Genomic DNA, 24,184 nt, shown 5'->3' with positions numbered 1-24,184 from the left:
CATGAAGCTTATCTCGTTGGTATATAGAAATAAGCTATGAAGCAGTATTTTTTCGTAGCTGGCCAGCCTTTAATCACGAAGTAAAGAAATAATTTCTTAATTACGTAAATTTACGTAAATTTATTTCAAAATTATTTTACTGGTACGTAGAATATTCTTTTGTTACACCGTACAAATACGTCTAAAACTGACACGATATGTTGAAATCAAAACTCACTTTGGTAGGAGCCGGTCCGGGGGATGAGATGCTGATTACCCTAAAAGGAATATTGGCGCTGGAAAGCGCGGATGTGATCCTCTATGATGCACTGGCAAATCCCGCTTTGCTCAAATACTGTAAAGAAGACGCATTGAAAATATTTGTGGGAAAAAGAGCAGGACGTCATCACCTACAGCAGCATGAAATCAACCGTATGATAGTACGTTATGCTCGCAGGCATGGAAATGTAGTACGCCTCAAAGGAGGTGATCCTTTTGTATTTGGAAGAGGGCAGGAGGAAAAAGAGTATGCGCTTAAGCATGGTCTGGAGGTAGAGATTGTTCCCGGCATCAGTAGTGCCATGGCTGTGCCGGCTATGCAGAATATTCCGCTCACACATAGAGGAATCAATGAAAGTTTCTGGGTGATGACCGGGACTACTCGCGCCGGAACCCTCTCCGAAGATATACATCTGGCAGCGCAGTCGTCCGCCACTATCGTAATTCTGATGGGCAAGAAAAGGCTCCGGCATATCATCAAACTTTTTGGAGAACAGCGAGGCATGGAAGAACCGATAGCAGTAATCCAGAATGGCACCTGTGTAAATGAAAAAATAGCGGTAGGAAAACTGAAAAACATCATGACCGGGGTAGAAGAGAAACAAATTTCTTCACCGGCGATCATTGTGATTGGAGCTGTAGTTGAAAAACACTTGCTATCCATTCGGCAAAGTGTAACTTCGCTTGCGTATCCAAACTAATTTTGAAAGCATGGCGCTCAACAAGAAAGAAACGGAAGGGAACGTTTTGTTTCCTGTATTTTTTAAACTGCACGAACTGGAAGTACTGGTGGTGGGAGGAGGATATGTAGGCTTGGAGAAACTTCAGGCTCTGGTGAAAAATAGCCCTGAAACACATATTACCTTAGTAGGCAAAGAAATTTTGCAAGAAGACATTTACAAGCTGGCAAAGAAGTATCCTCATATTAAAATTATTGAAAGAAAATTCAAAAGAAAAGACCTGAGGGACAAAGACCTGGTATTTCTGGCAACCAACGACCGGAAACTGCATGAGAAAATCAAGAAGATGACCCGTCGTAAACATATCATGACCAATGTGGCGGATACGCCTGACCTCTGCGATTTTTACCTGAGTTCAGTAGTGAAAAAAGGTGATCTGAAGATAGCGGTTTCCAGCAATGGCAAGTCGCCTACCTTGACCAAACGTATTCGGGAGTACCTGGAAGAAGCAATTCCTGATGATGTGCAGTTACTCCTGGACAATCTTAAAGAAGTACGTGATCAGCTCAAAGGAGATTTTGAATACAAGGTGCAGAAACTAAACGAGGTCACTTCTGACTGGCTGGGGAAAGAAAAGAAAGCCGGGGACACGATTGAAGATAAAGCCCGCTTTGAAAAAACCATTACCGTTTTCGATCAGGCAAATGCCGAAGATCCTCATCACGAGATTGTGGATGGTAGAAATGTGCCTAAAGAGCTTGTCTACGGACAGCGGATGAGTAATACCCTGGCAGTATTCTTTCCCAATGCCTCAGAAGAACTACAACTGGCTGCCCGCTGTCAACATATCAGGCGCTGGGAAATTCCTCGAGACACATATCCGATGGACAGAAAAGGTTATTTGAAATGGCGTACTCAGCTCAAGATATTTCACGCTAAAAAAGCAGGTGAAATCATGGCTGCGCATGGCTATGATCAAAAAACGATTGAGCGCGTAGCCTTTCTGTTAAAGAAACAAAAGCTGAAAAGTGATCCTGAGACACAAATCCTGGAAGATGTGATTTGTCTGGTGTTTCTTCAGTACTATTTTGGGGATTTTGCCAGGCAGCATCCTGAAGAAAAAATTGTAGACATTGTAGCCAAGACCTGGAAAAAGATGTCGGAAGAAGGACATAGAGCAGCCAAAAAGTTAGCCCTTTCCGAAGAAGAGGGAAAAATGATAGAGAAGGCACTGGCTAAGGCATAATAAAAGGGTGTACTAAGCTTTGCTTTCGGCAGCTGGGTTAGGAAAATTGTCCTGTTCATCTTCGCGTGGACGCTGGTGCAGGCACTGAAAATCTTTTTCTATCAGCACATACAAAGATTCATCTTTTTGCAGAGGAATCTCCCTTTCAATGCCTACCTGCTCAGTAGTTGCCCAACTGTTAGCTTCAGCTTCAGGGAGCTGAATGCAAATGGTATGTTCAGTATAATGTGCTGATACGGCTTTTGAAGCGGAATCAGATTCTAGTACATAATGAAATGAGGGGGATACATCACCAAAGGAGACTGTTTCTTTTACCGCTTTCCCCTTTATAATGTCCTCTACTTCAGACTGTGTGAGGCGTAATCGTATGCTATTTCCTTTGATTCTGAGTTTCATGAGATTGATAGGTAAAACAGTGTTTCAAAATATAAATCTACAGAATAGCACAATGGAAGAAAAAGCTTACAGCATTAAATTATACCACTTTAGACCGGTTCTTATTCCTGCGGCAGCGTTCACTGCAGTAAACGATTTCATCCCAATGCTTTTCCCATTTCTTACGCCAGCTGAAAGGATTACCACATATAGGGCAAATTTTGGTGGGCAGGTCTCTTTTTTTGCGTAGTTTCATGACATTAAACAGTTAAATAACCCCACTTCTGCTGGTGTGTTTTGCCAAAATTCTATTCGCCTCTCTTTTGACCCCTTCCTTGTCCTGCAACTGCCACAGCTGATCTCGTGCAAATTTTCCGCTTTCTTTCAGATCTACGATAGGTAAAGGATAATCCGCACCTAACCTAAAATTATACATTCCCTGCTCAATAGGCGTCATTTTCCAGGGTTGATGAATGAAAGCAAGGGGAAGATGAGCAATTTCTGGTATCCACATCCTGATGAATTCCGCTTCCTTATCATGAGTAAGGGATTGCTTAACCGGATTGTATATACGGATAGTATGGATGCCCGTGGTTCCGGCCTGCATATGAAATTGTGGGTAATGAATTCCCGGCTCAAAGTCCAGAAACTGTTTTGCCAGATATGTAGCCCCGGCTTTCCAGGGCAGCCAAAGGTGATGGGTGAGAAAAGATACCAGCATCGCCCTCATCCTGAAATTAAGGTAGCCGGTAGTATTTACACAGCGCATCGCAGCATCTACCATGGGGTAGCCGGTCATACCGTTTTTCCAGGCCTTAAAATAAGCTTCATTCCATTGGGTACGAGTGCCATCAAAGCCCCGGTTAAAGTTGTCAAACTCAATATCGCATTCCATCTCAAACTTCTGGATAAAATGCCCTTGCCAGCGGAGTCGTGAGATAAAATTATTAACCTGTTTTTTATGTGGAACCCACTGCTTAAAGGCTTCTGCCGTTTGATAAACCTGTCTGACTGATATGTTTCCCCAGGCAATATAGGGAGAAAGGCGGCTACAACTCTTCCTGCTCAGATGTGGCTTAGAAATGTATTTATTGTAGTCTATTACCCTCTCCTTTAGAAAAGAAACCAGATATTTGAATGCAAACTCACTTCCTCCCGGCTGGAAATTACGGTCAGGATTATTGATATCATGGGAAAGGTCACTTCCGCGGTGGGCTTGATAAAAAGCCTGGGAAAGATGAAAGGGTATTATTTTTTTTAATGTGACTTCATCCAGCTGGCTTTGCATAAACTGCTCCCAGTGTCCGCTCCATCCATCACGATTTTTGAGACCACGAACCACCGCATTATTTTCATACTCATACCATTGTATGTCAGATGCCTTACAAAATTCTGCTACTGCTTTATCTCTTTCAAAAGTGATTTGTAAGCCTGTTTCCTGATAAGAATATATATTTACGATAGGATGAGAAGCGTGAATAGCTTTGAGAACATCAAGCACTTCATGATGGAAAATATATAATTGTGTCTGATGCTCATTAAGTTTGGCTTGCATCTCACGCACAGATTCCAATAAAAAACGCCAGTGTCTGTTACTACTTTCAGGGGCATTTAATAGTGAAGGCTCAAAGAAAAAAAGTAGTAAAGTTGGCCTTTTGCTCTTGATAGCATGATGTAAGGGCGCATGATCTGTAAGCCTGAGGTCTCTCTTGAACCATACGACGTTAATTCCTTGGTTTTTCACACGGGAAAAACTGAGGAAGAAAATAAAATGTTCAAGCTAGATTACTAATTACTCAAAAAGAAGATAGAGCGTCACCGTATTGGTAGTAAGTTGTTGAATAGGCGCACCATAGGCATTTTCGGTATCATTTTTCATATTCAATAAGCCTCGTGAAAAACGAACCTCAGGGGCAAATTTGAAAAGTGGAAAATAGACATCCAGACCAAAACCAACCTGCACTGATAGATTGGTGCCGCTGACCAGTAATCTGTCTTCGTCATTCTGGTCTTTCTTTTTACCGGTAGCCTCTATACCTGGTTCTACTCCTCCGATAAGATACATCCGGGTATTACCCCGACGCATTGATTTATATTTGAATAAGATTGGAAATTCTACAAAAGTAGTTTCTACAATTTGTTCATCTACCACACTTTGCCCGGCTCGGAGATAATTGTAATCCAGTCTGTTTTCATAGAAAACTACTTCTGGGGTCACGCGCAGATCCAGAAATTCTGCCAATCGCACGTTTGCAATTAATCCTAAAGAAAAGCCAAATGCATTGGAAGGCATAATAGAATGGAGCGAGTCAAAAGCGGATGAGGTGAAGTTATCATTGTACTGCACCCTATAACTGGAAGTGTGCATACCAATGGAGAAGCCATAGTGAAGCCAGCGATTATCATAGTTAGGAAGATTCTCCGACTTGGTGAGCTGGGCGTGGGCCTCAGATAGGAATAAAGTAGAGAGCAAAAAGCAGCAAATTACTACTTTTTGCCAGTGTATATTGAGCTGATGCCAAATGTAAGTGTCTTGCATGTTGTTTTCTGGTAACCTACCTTCTTGAGTACTTCTAAGAACGCTTTTCCATCGGGAAAGGACTGTACAGATTCAGGTAGATAGGTGTATGCTGACTGATCTTTAGAAATCAACCGGCCTATTACCGGCAGTATCACTTTAAAGTAAAAATTATACAATTGCTTAAGCGGAAACTTTGTTGGCTTGGAAAATTCCAGTACCACTACCTTACCACCCGGCTTAAGCACTCTGAACATATCAGATAATCCTTTTTCCAGGTTTTCAAAGTTCCGTACACCAAAAGCAACGATGATGGCATCAAATATATTATCATCAAAAGGTATTCTTTCTGAGTCGCCCAACTTCAGCTCAATTTTATGGTCCAGCTTCATCTTCTTGAGCTTTTTGCGGCCTACCTCCAGCATTCCTTCTGAAATATCCACACCGATAACTTTCTCAGGATTCAGCGAGAGAGATTCAATAGCGAAGTCGGCAGTGCCGGTAGCCATATCCAGAATGAGTTGGGGGCGTTCTGCCTTGAGCTGTTTGATGGCTTTTTTTCGCCAGATGATATCAATACCCAGGCTGAGAAGGTGGTTCAACAAGTCGTAGCGTTTACTGATGTTGTTGAACATCGTAGCTACCTGTTCTTTTTTACTGTTTTTTTGATCTTTGTAGGGGACTACTGCCATGGCGGACAAAGGTAAAGTTTTTCCAAGTATCCAACACAGCAAAAATCAAATTTGTTACGGAACGAAAATCGAAGTTAGTCTTTTCTACTGATCTGACTGGTACTGAGTATTCGCATCTCAACCCGGCGGTTGAGCTCACGGCCTTCTACCTCATCATCATTAGAAGCAAGTGGGTCTTCTTCTCCGTAGCCCTGTGCAATTAATCTGCCTGCCTCTATTCCTTCATTGATCAGGAAGTCAACAATCGCTTGTGCGCGTTGCTGAGACAAATCTTTATTATAAGCGCGGGGCCCTACAGCATCAGTATGCCCGGCGATTTCTATACTGGTACCGGCATTGCTCATCATAAATTGCTTCAGGCGGTTCAATTCATCAAAAGATTCTTCTTTTAGACTGGCACTGTTGAAATCAAAATAAACGAAGTTCAGGATCATTTTGTAGTCAGATGAAATCCTATCCAGCGTTACTTTTTTTCTGAACTCCTGGACTTCTTGGGTTGCTGCAGGAATGCCTACTCTAAGACTTTTGTATACATACCCACCTTTTTCTACGGCTAACACATAGTTGGCATCTTCTTCACTAAGAATATCAAAGCGATAAATACCTTCTGCAACGCTTTGTCCCGGTATAGATTCGCCACTTTGCATTTCTTTAATGCTCACACTTGCAGCGATAGCTTCCTGCGTAGCAGCATCTTCTACTTTGAGTAGCAATTGTACTGCCTGTAAGGAAGGACCAGGAGTATTATCTTGTACTTTGTTGAGTTTTTTGTTGTTCTGATTCTGATTATTTTCAGCGATCTGATTGCTTTTCTGTTTGCCTAACTTTTCCTGATCAGCATCTAAGTCAGGAATTTCTACCATGTATATATCGAGATAGCCAACTCCATCATTACGTACAGTAGCGTAATAACCCCGCATACCATCCTTGGTACTTACAAAAAAGATGTCATCATCAGGGGTATTAATAGGATGCCCTAAGTTAACGGGTTCTGTCCAGGTTTCAGTTTCCGCTTCTGCATCACGCTCAGACTTAAAAATATCATAGCCTCCCATGCCTTTACGGCCTCTACTGCTGAAGTAAAGCGTGGTATTGTCATAATCAATAAACACCCCATCTTCATCAAAAGGAGTATTAATCTTGTCCCCCAGGTTCGTTACTTTACCCCACTCTCCCCGGCGGTCTTTTTCACATTTGTAGAGATCCAGCCCTCCGTAACCTCCCGGTCTGTTACTGGAAAAATAGATGGTTTGTCCGTCAGGGGAAATTGAGACTGAGTTTTCAGAATAGCTGGAGTTTATGTTGTCGCTTAGTGGTACCGGTTGTGACCAGTTGCCATCACTTTTACGGTCAGAAACATAAATATCCCCATTATTTTCGTCACGGTAAATATAAAGCTGCTGCCCATCGGCGGATAAGGAGAGATTGGACTCAAAATAGAGCGTGTTAACAGTTTCACCTATGTTTTCGGCAGGCATCCACTTTCCATCTACTTTACGGGAGATAAAGATATCTTCGTAGCCAAAGTTATCATCATATACGTTTTCGTTCAGGTTCCCTTCCTTACGACGAGAGGTAAAGATCATTATCGTTTCGTCCGCATTAATTACCGGAGCATAATCCAGGCTATTGGAGTTAATTTCGCTACCGATATTGGTGATCGTAAAGTTACGGGCATTGGCAACGAACTCCATTCCGTTTTCACACTCATAAATACGTCTTTTTACCTGGCTCTGAGGTATTTTATCTTCCCCGCGGTACTCAGTATCCTTAGCTAGCTTGGCCAGATAGTGATTATAAAACTCAAACGCTTTCTCAAATTCCAAACCATACTGATAAGCTCTACCAATAGAATAGAGAAGGTCAAAACGGTAGTCAGGGTCAAGCTCATATACACGAAGATAGTAAGGTGTGGCCTGACCTTTATTGATCGTCTCAGTGATGGTTTTGGCGGCCATATAATTGGCCTTGATATTATCAGGATCAGCTTGTGCTGCCAGTATGTAGAATTCTTTAGCTACTTCAGGGGCCTTCTGCTCGTAGTAAATTTCATCACCAATTTCTACCTGTTGGCGGGCAAGTTCTTTATTATCCTGTCCAAAAGCATCCCAGGAGATGCATATCAGCAGAAAAATAATCAGTGTATATGGCGTTTTTCTTACCATAAAGTTTTCAAAACTATGCGTATTAAATACGTTAATTGATAAACGTCTGAAATTCCGATAAATAAGTGTCGGCAATTTAGAATTGATTCCATTACCATGAAATGTCAATGTTTTACAACGTAATATTAATGGGAAGAAAAAGGATTTAAAAAAGAGCAGTGCAGCGAAAAGTATAAATTTATTATGATCATTTTTTTATTTTATATAACTATATAATTATTGTTGTGGCAAATTCACTTAAACGATTGAAATAAAATAGGTTATAGAAATGTAGATATTCGTAATGAAATAGGGCAACATCATCTGAAACACAGCTGTTTGGAAGAATACTTTCAAAAAAACACCCACTTCTTAGTTTTTTTTATCTTTAAGACTGCTACTGATAACTCCTTTGCCAAAGCCTGTTACAAATCTTATGCGAGATCCACGTAAAAAGTGTTTGAATAGATATTTTATCTCACAAAATGATTTTTTACTTGTTATGAAAAAGTAATGTTTTTTAAACTAATAATAGTATGACAACAAATCAGGACAATATTAAACTTTTAGAAAAAATATACGGAAGAACACTTAAAGCGAGTGAAACCTACCGTAATGCTTCAAAGAATGTACACAACAGGCCCCTTACTTTATTTTTTGAAAAAGCCGCAGTTTCTCATGAAAAATTCGCTGAAGAGTTAAAGAATGAGCTTAGTCAAATGGGAAGTAATGTATCTAAAAAAAGCTCCTTGAACATAAGTACAGATAACTTCTGGTCTGACTTTGCTTCTATCATTGTAAGAAGAAATGAATCAGCAATGCTCAAAAACTGTTTGAAGGCTGAGGAAAAAGCAGTTGTTCTTTACGATGAGGCAGTAGAAAGCAATGATATAGAGGGTAGGATCAAAGAAAAAATAAGAGGTCAGCGTGACTATGCCAAAAGCTTATCCGCAGAGGTAAGCTCACTTGAAAAACAATATGCCAGTGACTGATTATAAGAAGTTTTTAGCAAAAACTTCAACCAACTTACGTGCAGTCATAATATTTGGGCTAAAACTCTTTCTTCGGATGGCTTTTTTTTAAAAATTGGTGAAAAATTTGTATCATTCACTATTCAGCAAATTACATTTTACATCAATAAGCCATACGGAGTTAATTTATGATAAAGAGAATAGCTCTCGCTCTTTTTACCCTTTCGATTTCATTGAATACTTTCGCTGATTATGCGCCTGAAAACGATGAATTACGTTTTACGATCGTAGAAAAGAACGAGCTAAAAGGACTGTTTGACGAAGAGGGAAAAACAATAATTCCTATTGAATATGAAGATTTAGGATGGGTTGGTAGTCTCCCCAAAGTATACAATAAAGTAATAGGATATCGGGAGAAAAGTAAGTGGGGACTTATTGATATGAAAAACAAAAAGGTGACAGATGCTATGTTTCATAGTTTGTCACCTTTTTATGATAAGTTGATAATTGCTTCAAAAGGTACAGAGATGGGGCATAAGCATGTTTACGGACTTATCAATACCAAAGGAGAACAGGAGCTTGGCTTTCGTTATTATTCCCTTGAAGCCAACCATGAGCAACTGATAGCCGCAACCATGAACAATCACATGCCTTCTTACGGAGTGATTGATGAAGATGGACAGGCAGTCATTGGTTTCCAATACAGCAAAATTACAGGCCTATCTAAAAAAACTTACGCAGTATACGACCAGCAAAACAAGCTTGCAGTATATACTTCCGAAGGTAATCCACTCACTACTTTTCGTTATGATAGCATTACTCCATTTGACCTGCATCATTTAGCTAAAGTTTACGAAAACGGAAAGCAGGGAGTAATAAGAGAAGATGGGCATATCATTTTGCCTATAGAGTATCAAAAAGTTAGAATCAGTGATAAGGGAGAAGTTTCTGCGCTGCCCTTCAGCAAATGGCATGCTTACACCGGAGATAACAAAAAGCTTCGTACCTATACTTTTGAAGATATGAGGCCTGCCGGTGTTAATCTTTACCAGATTAAGATCGGAGATGTTTATTCTTTTGTCAATCAGGAAGGGGAACTCATTCTATCAGAAAATTGGAAGATAGACACTCTGCTGCATGGTTTCGCTATCCTTAAAAAAGGAAACAGTTATGGAGCCATGAAGAGTCTTAAGTCAGAAGAAAATGAAATTATTCTTGACACGATTTATGACACCCTATACGTGCAGGAAGATTATATGCTGGCAGCGCAGAAGGTAGGCCAGGATTCATATAGTTGGTCTATGTTTGACAGCCATGGTGAGCAACTGACAAGCTATGTTTATCAGGATATTAAACCAGAAAGTGAAGGGTTTTTTCCGGTAAAAAGAAAAAATCATTGGGGGTATATTGATCGTAAAGGAGAGGAAGTAATTCCTTGTCAGTATTTGTCCGTTTCACCTTTTCGTCAGGGAAGGGCCAGTGTAGACTTTATAGATGGACAGGGTATTATTGATACTTATGGGCAGTGGACCGTTAAGCCGTTTAAGTATAAAGGGGCAAGCCTTAACCTGGAAAGGATTCATGATGACCTCTATGTTTTCAGCACCAAAGCGCATCGCTATGAAGCGGCCAAATACGGCTTGGTTGATAATGGTGGACATGAAATTTATGTAAGCAATTACGCACTCATTAACAATGGGCATACAGTCTGGGAAAAAAATGAGCAAGGTAAATACGGATTGATTACCTACGATGGCGAAAGATTGCTCGATACTAAATATGATACAATATCGGCACTTCAGGAAGGAACAATTTATACTTTCCAGAAGGACGGACATTACGGAATCATGAATAGGGATGGAGAAATACTGGTAGACCTGGACAATAATTTCCAGGAACTCTACGCAATGAGTAACCATTACCTTGGTGTAAAGATAGATGACAAATTTGGGTTTGTAGATACACTGGGACGTTTGCGTATCGCCAATCGCTATGATTCAATCAGTCGTTTTCAAAGTAATATGGCAGCCATAAAGCTGCTTGGTCGCTGGGGATATATAGACCTTTCAGAACACTTGGTAGTACAGCCTCATTTTGAAGAAGCCCATCCCTACAGTGAAGGGCTGGCGGTTGTAAGAAAAGGAGGTAAGTATGGAATGGTCAATAAGAAAGGAAAAACTGTGGTTGCGAATGAATATGATAAAATTCGCCCTTCGCTAAAAAACCGCTTCATTGTTGAAAAGGTTGAAGAAGATGATGATGAATCCCAAATGGGTTTGGTAAGCGATACCGGCAGCACCTTAATTTATCCTAAGTATGACTCTTTAGAAGATTTAGGTAATGGATATGTAATCATTAGCAGAAATGAACGATATGGCTTGTTGACTACGCAGGGAAAAAGTACGATCCCACTTAAATATGATTATATCAGATATGATCCTTACAATGAACTTTATCTGGTATTAGAAGAACAAAGCTGGCAATCCATAGACCTCCCTCCAACTACGGCAGGAAAATAAAGGGTTCAAAAAAAGCGGCAATTAAGCCGCTTTTGTATTTTTTGTCTTAAGTTAAATTTGCTTATTTATTTACTGGCAACAAGCTCCTCTTCCTCCTTTTTGATAGCTTTCTTTAAGCCTTTCTTGTGAGAAGATTTCCTGCTTTTTTTTCGGCGACCCCACCAAATCATTACTCCGGTTACTGGCATACTGGCGATAATCAGGCTAGCGATGAAAGCAATGATCTTACCGGTCAACCCCAGAATTGCTCCTCGGTGAATGTCATAATTCATGCGCAGTACGGTATCTGCCAGGTCTGCATCCTCATACTTGCCTTCATAGGGTCCGGTAGTATCTAACGGCTCAAGTGTATATTGATCATAATGCTTATAATCTACTTGATGAAAAGACTCTGCATCATGATTGATATAGGTGTAGTAAGCTCCTTCTTTATCTTGGGGAGTACCGATGTATAAAATTCCATCTTCAGGCTTTTGAGGAAGCAACTTTGTCCAGAGCTGGTCAATTCCTGTCTGCTGCTCTTCCATCTGGACAATGGCTGTAGTATCAGAAGGAGGTTGAACATAAACACCATCACCATCGCCTCCCATGGCTATGTGTACCGTATTGGCAAACCACTGCATACCCATTACCATACCCGTTAGTGCCAGGACCAGACCTACGGAAAGTATGTAAAAACCCATCACATTATGCAGGTCATAGTTGAGCCTTCGCCATTTGGCATCCCACTTGATCGTGAAGCGCTGCTTGCGTGCCTTCTTGTTTTTGGGCCACCATAATATTAACCCACTAATGAGCATAAGGGCAAAAATAAGTGTGCCGTAAGCCACAACCGGTTGCCCGATATTGGGAGGAAGCCACAGATAGTAATGGCCGTGGATCATGATATGAAAAAAATCAGCTTCCTCGTCAGTAATATTTACGATATTTCCATTGTAGGGATTGACATGTACGGTGTAAAAATGCTCCGGCTCAAAGCCCCAGAACCAAACGCTGGTCGTTTTATCGGATTCATTGTAAACATAACCTTTGGGCTCATCTGAGGTTTTTAGCGCAGTTTTAGCAATGGCTGAAAGCTGTGTTGGAGATAGCATTGACTGCTCTGCATCAGGAGGAGTAATGCTCCGAAAAGAACGTGTAATGCTTTTGATCTCATCCTCAAATGCGATGAGGCAGCCGGTGATGGCTACAATAAACACCACCAGCCCGGACGCTAATCCGAGCCAGAGATGTATCTTTCCGACGATTTTTTTAAAAGTCATATTTAAAATTTATAGCCTAATGATAAGCGGAAGTTTCTGGGTGGTTCAGTTTGCCAATAATAATATGTGCTGTAGGCAGAGCCGGAATATAAATACTCGTCAAGTATGTTATTGACATTTAATGCTACATTGAAATTATCATTTTGCCAGGATATAGAACCATCCATGCGGAAATAATCTGGTAGTGCTTCCTGGCCGGTGCTGCCTGCCCATGACCAGCTAGAGCGGTCAAGCTGCCATTGGTAGCCCAGGGAAATTCCGAAACCTTCCAGTACATTATTAAAGCGGTAAGCCAGCCAACCATTTGTAAGGTGCTTGGCAAAACCAGGAACTGAATTACCAATATTTGATTCTTCAGTATCTTCAGTGATCTCCGAATTGGTATAGGCATAATTCCAGATCATGGTGAGGCCAGGCAAAATTTCTCCTTTTACATCTAACTCTACCCCTGAGGTTTGCGTCTGACCTAACTGAGTAGAAAAGTTGATGTTTTCAGGGTCTGCCACCAGTACATTATTTTTAGTGATCTGGTACACGGCAAGGGTAGAATTCCACTGCCCATCAAACCAATCTTTTTTCAAACCTGCTTCAATATTATTTCCGGTAATCGGATCAAAAGCATTACCATTAACATCAGCACCTGTCTGCGGAACAAAAGCCTGATCATAGAGGGCATATACAGAAGACTGAGGATCAATGGATATGCTTACACCAGCTCTAGGCGTAAATTTAGTCTCATCAGTACCGCTACCATATTGACTGTCTTGCGTAGAGGTAATTCTACCTGCTAAAGTGAGGCGTATTTTTTCCTCCCAGAAGTGAAGCTCATCCTGTATATAAACCCCGGAATATGACTGGCTCAGGATATTGGCTCCGGCACGTTGTCGCAGGCTGCGGGTACGATCAAACTGAGGTAAAGAATCCAGAGGTACGGAATGTACTGGATCGTAAATATTGAAAGGTACTGTTCCGTTTAGGTTAACACTTTGATTCCAGTCAGCGATATATCGCTTAGACCCCAGGTCCAGGCCCGCCAGTATATGGTGTTTGATGCCTCCGGTTTGCACATCACCATTAACAAAAAATTGGCCGAACTTGCCAGTATTCAAAGCATCCCAAATACTGACTGTACGTTGCATATTTCCTGCTTCATCCACTCCGGCAATCCAGAAAGAGCTACCACTAGCTTCATAGTTAAAATAAGCCACTTGACCGGTCAACTGCCAGTTTTCGGAAAGTTGATGCTCCAGGATGAGGTATGAACTATGATCGTGGATGGTGGAGGGATCCATATTTGGCTCGGCAATAGTAAAGTCTAAAGGTAAGTCCGCATAACCATTGGCAGAGAATACATAGGCAGAACCAATAGGGCCGGTTTGAGCATACTGGTAAGTATATTCTGCGGTGATGGATGTGCGCTCATCAATCTGGTATTTGAGTACCGGAGCTACAGTATAGCGATTGTTGTACTCATAAGGACGATGTGAACCTTTGGCCTGACCCATCAGGTTGAGGCGGTAAAGTAGCTTTCCGTCTTCGCTTAGCTTACCATCCAGATCAGCAGTAGCGCGATAAGTGTCAAAGCTGCCTACTGTAATAGTAGCTTCTCCTTGGGTGATACCCGTAGGCTTTTTGGTTACCACATTATAAAAACCGCTAGGCTCACCGTTGGCCATCATAAAGCCGGCAGGACCTTTAACAAACTCTATACGCTCTACCATAGACATATCTTCTGTCAGAGGCCCCCAAGAGGACTGTACATTCATACCGTTTCTGAATGGGGCAATACGCGAACCTCTCATATTGAGACGTGCGTAATTATCCCAATGCTCTAGCCTGGTAACCCCGCTGACATTGCGTGATACACCTTCCAGCATATCAAATATCTGTTGATCTTCTATCATTTCACGATTCACCACCTGTATGTTCTGAGGGACTTCTATCAGGGGTGTTTTGATGCGTAAAGTAGGAGAAGGAATGTCTACCTTATAAGAGTCTGTGTGACCACTGACTTGTACTTCATTTAGCTCCATTGCGGACTCGCTTAGTTGTAAATTAAGCGTAGTAGTCTCTCCACTTTTTACATCAACATTCTGCTTTTTTGCAGAATAACCCACCGAAGATGCTACCAATGTATAATTTCCTGCAGGTACATTACTAATGGTAAAACGACCTTCGCTGTTCGTAGAAGTACCCAGACTGCTACCTTGCAGGGCTACATTAATGTTAGCTAAAGGATCACCTCCCGATGACTGTATACTCCCTTTTATGGCTCCGGACGATTGTGCGCAAGCCAAATCATATGAAATAGAAGTTATGCCGAATCCTAGGCACAGGATGAGTAATAGGTAACGAGTAAATGAGTGTATCATCAATTTATTTAGACTTAATTTAAATTGCTGCAAAGCTATGAGCTGTATGCATTATCATCAATCCCTCCCTTTAGCATATTTTTATACTAATAGTAGTATTAATAATAGCTATTAGTAGTATTTATTAGCTGCTGTAAGGAGTAGTATAGCCAGACTTGTTGGCTGTACGCATTGTGAATTGAGAAGAAAGACAAATTAGATTAAGATCAGTATATGGAGGTATAGTTTTGGTTATCAGCTAGTTGTGATGTAAAGAAAAGCTGATAAACCCAACTTTCAGCATGCATACACTGTTGTAGTGATGTGAACACAAATATATTATTGAACTCAAAAAGTCGAAACCATGATAAGTATATCATATAAGTTAATAATGACAGTAGGTGCAGCCTTGCTATTCATAGGGTGCACTCCCAATTTAATGGTAAATACAGACTATGACAGAGATGCTGATTTCAGACAGTATGAGACATTTTACTGGTCAGATGAGTTTCAGCATGATGGAAATGAAGGTGAAAATAATCCTCTTTTCTACAATACGCTGAATAAAAAGCGTCTGAAGACTGCCATTGAGCGTGAACTGGAAGGTAAAGGTTATACGCTTTCTGAAAATAACCCTGACCTGCTGGTAAATGCGAGAGTCTTGGTGGAAGAAAGAAATACACAGAATTATGCTTATGGTCCATATTCTTACTGGGGCTGGGGCTATAATAATTATCGCTCAGCTGACAGCGAGAAAGAAGGTGATGTGGTGATTGAACTGATTGACCAAAACCAGCAGCAACTGGTTTGGCAGGGCTATGCTTCTGGTGTATTAGATACCGATACTGAGAACCGACAGGAGGAAATTAGTGAAGCGGTGACAATAATACTTTCTAAATACCAACATCGTGCAGGGCAGACTAGTGTTGGCCGCTAATAATATGGCTTAGCAGAAAAGTTCCTGTACGAATTGTTTTGCCCTTATTCGGAGCAAACATAAAGAACAAGGATTGAGGAAGGAACTTAAAGCTTAGGTTTCAAAAAAAGAATGGCAAGCCTTTTATGAGAGGGCTTGCCATTTCTTTAAGCCCTGACCCTTGTAGCCTGGTACATGGAATTATTAATGGTACTGTTGATTTGTAAGCCTTTATCTTTCATCCATTGGTCAAGCTGTTGGGCTTCATGGGTATGCAACATATTAAGGGCTTTACGGTATTCTTTGGCAAGCAGTTGACGGTCAAAGCTTACCTTTTCCAAGATCATTTTGTAGTAATCAAGAAAAGAGGTTTTCATGATTGATAGTATTTTCTTTCCACATAAATAAATAAAAATTAGGTAGCGCATCCTGATGCAGGATACACCACCCGGTTGTTTGTTTAAACGTTTATGAGATATTGATGGTACGGGCTGGTTTACGTTTTGCCTCTTCCCTTTTAGGGATAAGCAGCCGTAATATACCATCTTCGTACTTAGCTTTGATTTTGTCAGCTTCAACCGTTTCAGGCAAACGGAAAGAACGTTGGAATGACTGATAACTAAATTCTTTTCTGGAGTATTTGCCTTTTTCCTCATGTTCATCTTCATGACTCACCTCAGAAGAGATGGTAAGCATGTCATTGTCCAGCTCTATCTTAAAATCATTCTTCTTCATACCCGGAGCTGCCACTTCTACCCTAAAGTCATTGTCATTTTCCTGCACATTTACCTTAGGGATGGTAGTGTTGGTATTAGAGAAAGAAGGCCAGTCAAACAGATCACGGGTAAAAAAGTCATCAAAGAATCGTGATACAGAAGGAGAATACCTCTCAGGTACAAACTCTCCGTTTCTTTTCATTAGTGTCATGGTTTTATTCATTTTAAAGTGAAACATTAAACAAATAAGCTTTCGCAAATCCGCCGCAACAGCCTGTTACACATCTGCTGTGTGCGTTAAAACATTTGTGATTAAACCAGAATAAAACTTAGATCATGATCTATCATATTTTAAACAAATCGGATGCCAATTCAAAATATGACAATATAGCATGGGTATATGTCAGTAGAAATGTCAAACTGTCAGAATATGAACCTGTAAAACACCGTAGGTAAAGCCTGTAAACTGCAAAAATTACAGTACAGTATGACATCTGCTGTCATTTAGCTCCGCACAAATTCTTAACTTGAGTGCAATGCAGCAGGAAGAATAATGCGCATACTATATTTCACTTCTTGCAGCCTCTTAATACCAAAATGCCATCTTATGAATACCGTAGAACTCCTGGCCAATCAAACCGAAGGTGCTTACGACTGGGTCAATCAGCTGATCACTACTATTCCCTATGACAGATGGGATATTATGCCCGACATTATTGAATCAACCGTAAACTGGCAGGCAGGGCACCTGATTATGAGTTTTTATTTTCATTCGGTCATGACCATCGCTGGTCACCAGTCGGATATTATGGAAAAAATACCCCTGCGAGAGTATGCGGCCCTCTACACCAATGCCGCGCCCGCCGCTGCCCGGGGAAAAGTGCCACCACCACAGCTTCATGGACACCTTATGCTGATGGAACAAAAGTCACTGGAGATCATTCGTGCCCTCTCTCCGCAAGCGCTTGAACAGCCGCTGGAACCTACCCGCACCCCGCATCCCATTGCCAAAACCAAGTTAGAAGCCCTGGACTGGAACATCAAGCATTGCATGTGGCACTGCGGACAAATAGGCATGTTGAGGCGGGTGGTCCACGAACGTTTTGACTTTGGCCTCAAGTATAGCTGATAAACTATCAGTGAAGGACTTACCGGAAAGCTTATGAAGACAATAACTTTGGCGGAGAGTTAATTGATTAGTATCCTGCTTTTGTATATCAGATGAGCTTGTTGCGCAAACCTACAAACTTTATACAGCCTTGCTGACAAACTCAGCTTTTACCACCAGTAGGTTTTATTAGCTTTGCAGACGAGATCATATGGTATGACCTGCTTATGAAGAAGAACATTTTATGTGGCCTTACTCTTGTGGGGGTACTTACTTTTGGATTGGGTTTTCTGGGCAGCTTAAGCTGGCTGCTTGACCTCTTTACACATTTCAGAGTGTATTTTCTGCTGTACTTCTTCCTGCTGCTAACCATTGCCTTTATCCGTAAGCAGAAAGTAGCTTTCCTGATCAACGCATTACTGTCACTGTTTATCATTACCTCTCTCTATACGTTTTACTTCCCCGCACCGGAGGAGACTGCTGCGCAGGGGCTAAAAGTTTGTTCCATCAACCTGCTGACCTCTAATCACCAATATGATGAGGTGATCCGCTACATAGAAGAGGAGGATTTTGACATCATACTTTTCCTGGAGTTCAACTCCCGGTGGGCCAAAGCCCTTGATGAGCTGTTTACTGCATACCCCTATACGCATCAAAAGATCAGGGAAGACAATTTCGGTATAGCTTTGATGAGCAGGCTACCTTTGGAAAACAGCGAAGTGCTGATCTTGAGCAAGGCTAACATGCCTACGCTTGTCAGTGATGTTCGTTACGAGGGCAGGGTACTACAAATCATCGGTACGCATCCCGTACCTCCGGTAGGAGCCTTTCAGTTTGAAGCCAGAAATGAGCAGTTCAGCCGACTGAATCAGCTGGTAAAAGACTCCGAAAAGGAAGTGCTGCTGCTGGGCGACCTCAACTGCAGTAGCTTCTCACCCAATTTTAAGCGGATCAGCGAGGGAACGAAGCTGCGGGATAGCCGACAGGGCTTCGGCCTGCTGCCCAGCTGGCATGCCCGCTGGTTTTTCCTGTCGGTCAGTATTGACCATGCGCTGCTGAGTGAAGGGGTGGAGGTGAAAGCAAGAGGTACAGGCCCTTTCATCGGCTCTGACCACCTACCGCTGGAGATAGTAATAGATTGGAAGGAGTGATACTACAGGTGCCCCGTGCCTGGTATTAAGCAGAAGGCAGTCTTGTAAAATCCTATGCGCGGACTTATCTCGGAATACTGGCATTCAGATGTAGCTTTTCATCAGTCATGGATGTACTCATAGACATCAATGCCAACCTAAAGGAGCAGTTTGCTCATTAGTTTAAGCTCATTCTGGCCAAAGAGGGCTTGCAGATTCATCCTGATATAGGAATGAGAAATGCGATCGTCAAATATGTTGAGTTTCCCGGACAACCGGAGCTTTATCACTTCGGCCTGACTGAGTTTAAGGTTCCGGTGGATTTGAAGTCTGTCAGCCCAACGGATACCGACTGGTTTGTGATACACATCAACCTCTCCCGGGTCAGGAAGATCAAAGAGGTGAATGGTAATAAAATTGCCTTAGTCCCTACTTTCTTTATGTTTCGCCTGAGACACAAGCTGAAGAAGATATCCAGTTGACTACTCCTGTACAAGGTAATCTGAGGTGTATGGGCTGCGTATCATAGCAATAAGAACTCCTAAAGAAATATTCGGATATGGGCACGATTGAAAAAGAAGAGGGAAGCTGTAAAGAAAAAGTCTTAGGGATTGCGTGGTTGCTTTCATTTGAGATTCCCCTGCCATGGCTTTACTTTTTGCAAAACTACAGCAGGGGAATGTTCAGGGACTTACATTATAATTCCGGAGCGCATTTGTAATGCCCGGCAAGGAATGCGTTCCCATTTATACCCTATCTCCAGGCGCAAAGCGGAGGGGAGGTAGGAAACAGACGAATTGTTTACACCTTGCTAAGTACCTGTATGCCGAAGATCTCCAGCATCTGAGGATTGCCTTTAAACGCCAGGCGGGCAATAGCGCGGAACCTGCTTACCCAGTCGCGCAACTCCTTGAAGGCCGCGTTCTTTTCCTGCGTACAGTTCTCTGCCAGACCCTTCTTGTGCATACGGGTCTCTTTCAGTTCCAGCAGACGCCTGACCGCAGCCTTGGCCTGCTCTATCTCCTTCTTACTGATGCCGTAGGGCTGCAGGTTAAGCTCCTGCTCCAGCACCCGCTCGTAGAAATACTCCGCCTGCCGAACCAGCGGCCAGGCCTGCTTTACGAAGCGCTCTATCTTAAGACTATGCAGTAGATCAGGCTCTTTGCGAAACGCCATACGGCTTACCTTGGCATGCTCTTTAAACAGGCTATGTGTCGCATCCAACTCGGCATTGAGCTGCTGTGATATGCTCCACTGCTCATCGTACAGAATCGTTTGTCTGCTCTGGCAACTTTTGGCCTTCTCCAGCAGCTCATTACCTTGCTGCTGCAAAGCAGCTGTAAGCCCGAAAGGCTCCATATGCAGGCGGACATTTTCCTCCCGCACCGTAGCTGAAAGCGCCAGTTGTGCAGCTTCCAGCACACTGCTTTCTGATTTCAGATTCATTTTCTTTTGAATTAATGTTAATAATGATTTACCGAAAGATGTGGTAAGCGCTTTGGGGCCCTGCACTGCCTTACACCATCAGTTCGCAGAAGAAAACTGGCAAATAAGGGGCGCTACTGTATTTCTTTTTTGAAGCATTCATCTGCTATCTCACCTAAGTATTATTTGTATATAAAGGGAAGAAAAAGCAGTTGCTTAGCCTTTAAGTGGTTTGTCTCCTGGACAAAGTCAGTGGGAGGGATGGGAAAACCCTACGTATAGCTTACGCCGCCGGGTGACTTAGCCTCTGAACATTACTTCCGAAGCATCAAGTCAGCTGACGCAGCCTGCCGGTAGACTGTCTTTAGGGCCAAGCCCTATGGATTTGCTTTTAGGAATGAATACTTCAGCCTACAGTAAGGGGGAGGTCGCTAAAAGAAAAAGTAGCTAAGGCCAGGGTGAAGCGCCCTGGTTTAGCAGCAGGTTTGTAATTGGGCACAGAACAGAGGAAAGAGTGGCTCAGCAGTATACTCATTGAAGGGAGTTCTACTTTTCCCAGTCATTCCGTAGCCACAGGCGAAGGAATCTTAACCACTATGCTTTGCCAATACTTGTGATACGCAGACAAAGTATTTACTTTCCTTCTATTTGCTGAAGGAAAGTCTTTACATGTTTAGTTTGGAAGTGATCTTCGCCAACTACTTGGCAAAATATATCATAGGCTTGTACCCATACTTCTCTGGCTTTTGCATATAGCCCCATCGCTTTATAGACAGTGCCCAAGTTTGATAAAGTTATAGCTACATTTGGATGTTGATTCCCTAAATTTGCAGTAGTAGATTTTAGGGCAGTTTCTAATAATTCCATAGCTTTCTTATGTTCTCCTAAATCTCTATATACAAGAGCTAGATTGGATTGCCTTGTTGCTACGAGAGGATGATTATCACCAAAGTTTTCTTAATCAGATATTAAAGCTTTGTCTAGTAAATCTAGTGCCTTTTCATATTCACCCAAATCATGATGTATAGTTCCTAAATTAGATTGCCTTATTGCCACATTTGGATGCTTTTCTCCAAAGTTTGCTATATCTGACAATAAGGCTTCTTCTAGTAAATTTTTGGCTTGAGCAAACTGTCCCATATCTGCATACAATAGTCCAAGGTTTGATTTATCTGAAGCTACAGCGGGATGCTTTTCTCCAAGGTTAGTTTTATTATATTCTAACGTTTGATTTAATAATATTTCAGCATCTTTCAATCTCCCTAAAGCATGATATACTAACCCTAAACCTGCTTGATCCATTGCTACCTTAGCATGAAAAGCTCCAAAATTAACTATATCAGAAAGTAAAGCCTTTTCAAACAATTCACGTGCCTTTTCAAACTCTCCCAATTCCTTATAGATTAATCCTAAATTTGACCTTCTTATAGCTATTCTCGGATGTGTTTCTCCAAAACTAGTTATATCTCCATTTAAAGAATCTTCCAATAAATCTCTAGCTTGTTCATACTGTCCTAGCACATAGTACAGCATCCCTATATCATTTTGTAGTACTGATATTTTAGGAGTAGAGGTAACTGATGCATGTTGTAATATTGCATCTCCAAAAGGGATGTAAGTAGATTTATCAATTGGGCTATCTTTATCTTGATCATATGAAATAAGTTTAGCTACCCCTTCTATTAATAGTTTTAACTCATTAGCAGAAGTTTTTAACTGAGGGCTTAGAGCTTCTACCAGTACCGGATGCATTTTGTAGCTGTCCTTATCCTTAAGCAGATAGCCCTTTTCGTAAAGGTCTTCTAATGTTCCGGGAAAATCCTCTTTCCAGGTCAATTGTTCTACTTGTAATAAGTTAGTCAGCAAGTCATAGCCTATCCATTGGTTGGGTAATGCTGTAAACTGCTTCAATATATATTTTTCCTGCTCATCTAAACTGCTCAACTGGAATATTTGTATCAGATAAGAGGTAATACGGTCTATTTTCTCATGTCCACTATGGCTGGTGGCTATGCCTGCTTTTTCATCAAGGCTGATAGCTTGTTTAATCTTTTCTGCATTCCAACGATTTTTCTTCGCGGACTTAGCTAGTATCTCAATGGTGAGAGTATGGCATTCTACATCCTGCACAAAACTTCTCGTTTCTTCTTCGTTAAAGTTACTGTTGTGCTTTTGAAACAATGCGATGGCTTCCTCTTCTGTCAGAAAGCCCAGTTCCATCACAGAGAAGAGTTCAATCATTTCCCGGGAGGTTACTAGCACATGCCAATGGGGGGCTTTGGGTAAGTGGTCATATAGTTTTGCCAGTCGTTCGGTAGCATTATCAAGCACCAGTAAGTTGGGTTTGGAGCTATGCAGGTTACGTAATTGGTTCAGGGAGGCATTGAGTAATTCCTCAGGTGAAACATCCTGTAACTTTAGATTAGTTAGGAGGTCATGATTGGCAATAATAGCATCCTCTAAAGAAGTTTCAATGGTCAGCCAGGCAATGTGGACATACTCATCTTTATAGGTATTCAGATAAACTGCAGCAAGGGTGGTTTTTCCAATGCCCCCCATGCCATTGATGAGGGAAAGTTTGTTATCTTCCAATAAACGGCGGCGTAGTTCCTCTAGGTCTTTTTCCCTTCCTACGATGTTTTCTTTAGCAATGCTGGTATAGGCAGTAAGATTTTTGGGGAAAGGCTGATCGGGAAAAGAGGTTTGTAAAAGCTTTCTGATGTGATTAAAAATCGCATCGCTATGTTTATCCAGTAACTGTTGCACGGCGGTCAACTGCTCCTTATTGAGTTGCTTTAACTTCTCTTGTATCTCATTAGTATTGTTAGCATCAATAGTAATGGTGGAGCCATCGGCATCCTGTATCACAATATTATGATCACCCTCAATGCATGCTTTATTAATCATATACCGAAAAAGCTTAGTATTTCCTCCCAGCCTACAATAATGGTTACAATCACACCGACGAGGGCGATCACAATACCAATGATGGTGGAAGTATTGTTTTTTCTTTACCTTTAAAAGTGTCTATCCGGGACTTCTTAATGTCCTGAAACACCGTATTACCATCCCCTTTGATCTTCGCTTTATTTTCTTTCATACCTTTTTCAATTTAAGATACAGGAAATGGAATAGGGTAGCAATGCTTTTTTGGTGTAAACATCCAGCCTGTAGCAAGTTTGCTATGTGCACTATCTTGCATGGTATCATCATCATACTCAACCTTCTCCTTTTACTTCAATACGGATAAGATCCCTCCGGGATGACAGGGGGGTAGAGAGTAGAGTGGAGCTTTCTTTTTATAATCCTCGAGCGCACTCCACGCCGGACATTTGTAATGCGTCCGCACGATGCACTTCCCCCGCACTAAGCCTGGTGACCAAACAAACTATATAATTTCAGCATGGCTAAGATCCCTCCGGGATGACAAGAGAGAAGCTTTCTCTTTTTTCCAGTCATTCCGCAACGGAACTTGCAGAGAGGAGTCGCCGAGGCAGATTAGTATGTGATGACCTTCCACAAGGCATGAGCAGATCAGGAGCAGGATTCTACCGAAGCCATGCAGCTACAGCAGGTCCCTATGGTCAATATCCGTTGCCTGATGAGGGAAGGTAAGCCGATACTCCCAAAAGCTCCCATTGCTATGATAAGGTATTCATAAGGAAGGGGTGGTCAAACAAATTGTCGCTTTGAAGAAGCCTCCCAATAGAAGAGGAGAGTAAATAGCTTTAGGCACGCTGCCAGTAGCATAAAGGGCGGGTTTTGCTGCTTGTAAAGCCCCAAAATTGTAGTTATATTGTTATGGTGAGTAAGGTAGTTATTGAATATATGGCGATAGCCAGTCTGGGTTGAGACGCAGGTATCCAATGTTTC

At 41.8% G+C, this 24,184-nt stretch carries 23 protein-coding genes and 1 pseudogene; 9 read left to right on the top strand and 15 right to left on the bottom strand.

The window, feature by feature from the left end:
- Positions 1 to 197 precede the first annotated feature (197 nt).
- Both cobA and OKW21_RS32610 read left to right on the top strand, forming a co-directional pair.
- Positions 198 to 959: a uroporphyrinogen-III C-methyltransferase gene (gene cobA, locus OKW21_RS20770; RefSeq protein WP_277482916.1), complete on the top strand. Its 762-nt coding sequence runs from the start codon at positions 198 to 200 to the stop codon at positions 957 to 959.
- Positions 943 to 2,184, top strand: a complete 1,242-nt coding sequence (locus OKW21_RS32610; protein ID WP_338130076.1) for a DUF4202 family protein — start codon at positions 943 to 945, stop codon at positions 2,182 to 2,184. The genes cobA and OKW21_RS32610 overlap by 17 nt, the downstream gene beginning before the upstream one ends.
- Before the next feature lie 12 nt (positions 2,185 to 2,196).
- Here OKW21_RS32610 and OKW21_RS20755 read toward each other — a convergent pair whose 3' ends face one another.
- From OKW21_RS20755 to OKW21_RS20730, 6 genes are all read right to left on the bottom strand, one after another.
- Positions 2,197 to 2,580 (bottom strand): DUF7009 family protein, encoded by a 384-nt coding sequence (locus OKW21_RS20755; protein WP_277482914.1) that lies wholly within the window; start codon positions 2,578 to 2,580, stop codon positions 2,197 to 2,199.
- A 79-nt stretch (positions 2,581 to 2,659) separates the two neighbouring features.
- On the bottom strand, positions 2,660 to 2,815 hold the full coding sequence (locus OKW21_RS20750) for a DUF2256 domain-containing protein (RefSeq protein ID WP_277482912.1): 156 nt from the start codon (positions 2,813 to 2,815) through the stop codon (positions 2,660 to 2,662).
- A gap of 12 nt (positions 2,816 to 2,827) precedes the next feature.
- Positions 2,828 to 4,303, bottom strand: coding sequence for an FAD-binding domain-containing protein (locus OKW21_RS20745; protein ID WP_277482909.1), 1,476 nt, complete (start codon positions 4,301 to 4,303; stop codon positions 2,828 to 2,830).
- Between the two features lie 48 nt (positions 4,304 to 4,351).
- Positions 4,352 to 5,098 carry a type IX secretion/gliding motility protein PorT/SprT gene (gene porT / locus OKW21_RS20740; protein ID WP_277482907.1) on the bottom strand — a complete coding sequence of 249 codons (747 nt, stop codon included), beginning with the start codon at positions 5,096 to 5,098 and terminating at the stop codon, positions 4,352 to 4,354.
- Positions 5,047 to 5,769: a bifunctional demethylmenaquinone methyltransferase/2-methoxy-6-polyprenyl-1,4-benzoquinol methylase UbiE gene (gene ubiE, locus OKW21_RS20735; protein WP_277482904.1), complete on the bottom strand. Its 723-nt coding sequence runs from the start codon at positions 5,767 to 5,769 to the stop codon at positions 5,047 to 5,049. Before ubiE ends, porT begins: the two co-directional genes overlap by 52 nt.
- Before the next feature lie 74 nt (positions 5,770 to 5,843).
- A complete protein-coding gene (locus OKW21_RS20730) occupies positions 5,844 to 7,934 on the bottom strand; it encodes an OmpA family protein (protein ID WP_277482901.1) in 2,091 nt (696 codons plus the stop codon).
- A 515-nt stretch (positions 7,935 to 8,449) separates the two neighbouring features.
- Between OKW21_RS20730 and OKW21_RS20725 the strand changes: the two genes are divergently transcribed.
- Together OKW21_RS20725 and OKW21_RS20720 are read left to right on the top strand one after the other, a co-directional pair.
- Entirely contained in the window at positions 8,450 to 8,905 is a 456-nt protein-coding gene (locus OKW21_RS20725; protein WP_277482898.1) for a DUF2383 domain-containing protein, read from the top strand.
- Between the two features lie 167 nt (positions 8,906 to 9,072).
- Entirely contained in the window at positions 9,073 to 11,403 is a 2,331-nt protein-coding gene (locus tag OKW21_RS20720; RefSeq protein WP_277482895.1) for a WG repeat-containing protein, read from the top strand.
- A gap of 65 nt (positions 11,404 to 11,468) precedes the next feature.
- Here OKW21_RS20720 and OKW21_RS20715 read toward each other — a convergent pair whose 3' ends face one another.
- Positions 11,469 to 12,665, bottom strand: coding sequence for a PepSY-associated TM helix domain-containing protein (locus tag OKW21_RS20715; protein ID WP_277482893.1), 1,197 nt, complete (start codon positions 12,663 to 12,665; stop codon positions 11,469 to 11,471).
- Positions 12,666 to 12,667: 2 nt separating this feature from the next.
- On the bottom strand, positions 12,668 to 15,037 hold the full coding sequence (locus tag OKW21_RS20710; RefSeq protein WP_277482890.1) for a TonB-dependent receptor: 2,370 nt from the start codon (positions 15,035 to 15,037) through the stop codon (positions 12,668 to 12,670).
- A gap of 343 nt (positions 15,038 to 15,380) precedes the next feature.
- Here OKW21_RS20710 and OKW21_RS20705 point away from each other — a divergent pair, with 343 nt between their 5' ends.
- Positions 15,381 to 15,953, top strand: a complete 573-nt coding sequence (locus tag OKW21_RS20705) for a DUF4136 domain-containing protein (protein ID WP_277482887.1) — start codon at positions 15,381 to 15,383, stop codon at positions 15,951 to 15,953.
- Between the two features lie 146 nt (positions 15,954 to 16,099).
- Here OKW21_RS20705 and OKW21_RS20700 read toward each other — a convergent pair whose 3' ends face one another.
- Positions 16,100 to 16,309: a hypothetical protein gene (locus OKW21_RS20700; protein ID WP_277482885.1), complete on the bottom strand. Its 210-nt coding sequence runs from the start codon at positions 16,307 to 16,309 to the stop codon at positions 16,100 to 16,102.
- Positions 16,310 to 16,400: 91 nt separating this feature from the next.
- On the bottom strand, positions 16,401 to 16,850 hold the full coding sequence (locus OKW21_RS20695; protein ID WP_338130075.1) for an Hsp20/alpha crystallin family protein: 450 nt from the start codon (positions 16,848 to 16,850) through the stop codon (positions 16,401 to 16,403).
- 405 nt (positions 16,851 to 17,255) lie between these two features.
- On the opposite strand from OKW21_RS20695, the gene OKW21_RS20690 reads away from it, so the two are divergent.
- The 3 genes from OKW21_RS20690 to OKW21_RS20680 all read left to right on the top strand — a co-directional run bounded on the left by OKW21_RS20690 (position 17,256) and on the right by OKW21_RS20680 (position 19,368).
- Entirely contained in the window at positions 17,256 to 17,777 is a 522-nt protein-coding gene (locus OKW21_RS20690; RefSeq protein WP_277482881.1) for a DinB family protein, read from the top strand.
- 206 nt (positions 17,778 to 17,983) lie between these two features.
- The gene (locus OKW21_RS20685) at positions 17,984 to 18,907 is read left to right on the top strand and encodes an endonuclease/exonuclease/phosphatase family protein (protein ID WP_277482879.1); all 924 of its coding nucleotides are present in this window, start codon (positions 17,984 to 17,986) and stop codon (positions 18,905 to 18,907) included.
- 212 nt (positions 18,908 to 19,119) lie between these two features.
- A complete protein-coding gene (locus tag OKW21_RS20680) occupies positions 19,120 to 19,368 on the top strand; it encodes a hypothetical protein (RefSeq protein ID WP_277482877.1) in 249 nt (82 codons plus the stop codon).
- Between the two features lie 319 nt (positions 19,369 to 19,687).
- On the opposite strand, the gene OKW21_RS20675 is transcribed toward OKW21_RS20680, so the two are convergent.
- The 5 genes and pseudogenes from OKW21_RS20675 to OKW21_RS20655 all read right to left on the bottom strand — a co-directional run bounded on the left by OKW21_RS20675 (position 19,688) and on the right by OKW21_RS20655 (position 23,411).
- Entirely contained in the window at positions 19,688 to 20,332 is a 645-nt protein-coding gene (locus OKW21_RS20675) for a PQLLE family protein (RefSeq protein WP_277482875.1), read from the bottom strand.
- Positions 20,333 to 20,717: 385 nt separating this feature from the next.
- The gene (locus OKW21_RS20670) at positions 20,718 to 20,846 is read right to left on the bottom strand and encodes a hypothetical protein (protein ID WP_277482873.1); all 129 of its coding nucleotides are present in this window, start codon (positions 20,844 to 20,846) and stop codon (positions 20,718 to 20,720) included.
- 98 nt (positions 20,847 to 20,944) lie between these two features.
- Positions 20,945 to 21,229: pseudogene (locus OKW21_RS20665) on the bottom strand (tetratricopeptide repeat protein); the annotation flags it as partial.
- A 39-nt stretch (positions 21,230 to 21,268) separates the two neighbouring features.
- Positions 21,269 to 23,218 carry a tetratricopeptide repeat protein gene (locus OKW21_RS20660; protein WP_277482871.1) on the bottom strand — a complete coding sequence of 650 codons (1,950 nt, stop codon included), beginning with the start codon at positions 23,216 to 23,218 and terminating at the stop codon, positions 21,269 to 21,271.
- 67 nt (positions 23,219 to 23,285) lie between these two features.
- Positions 23,286 to 23,411, bottom strand: a complete 126-nt coding sequence (locus OKW21_RS20655) for a hypothetical protein (RefSeq protein WP_277482869.1) — start codon at positions 23,409 to 23,411, stop codon at positions 23,286 to 23,288.
- Between the two features lie 323 nt (positions 23,412 to 23,734).
- Here OKW21_RS20655 and OKW21_RS20650 point away from each other — a divergent pair, with 323 nt between their 5' ends.
- The gene (locus OKW21_RS20650; RefSeq protein WP_277482867.1) at positions 23,735 to 23,926 is read left to right on the top strand and encodes a hypothetical protein; all 192 of its coding nucleotides are present in this window, start codon (positions 23,735 to 23,737) and stop codon (positions 23,924 to 23,926) included.
- Positions 23,927 to 24,184 lie beyond the last annotated feature (258 nt).

Source organism: Catalinimonas alkaloidigena (assembly GCF_029504655.1).
GTDB classification, from domain to species: Bacteria; Bacteroidota; Bacteroidia; order Cytophagales; family Cyclobacteriaceae; genus Catalinimonas; species Catalinimonas alkaloidigena.
The sequence above is the reverse complement of the archived record's forward strand: the minus strand, read 5'-3'. Positions and strand labels throughout refer to the sequence as shown.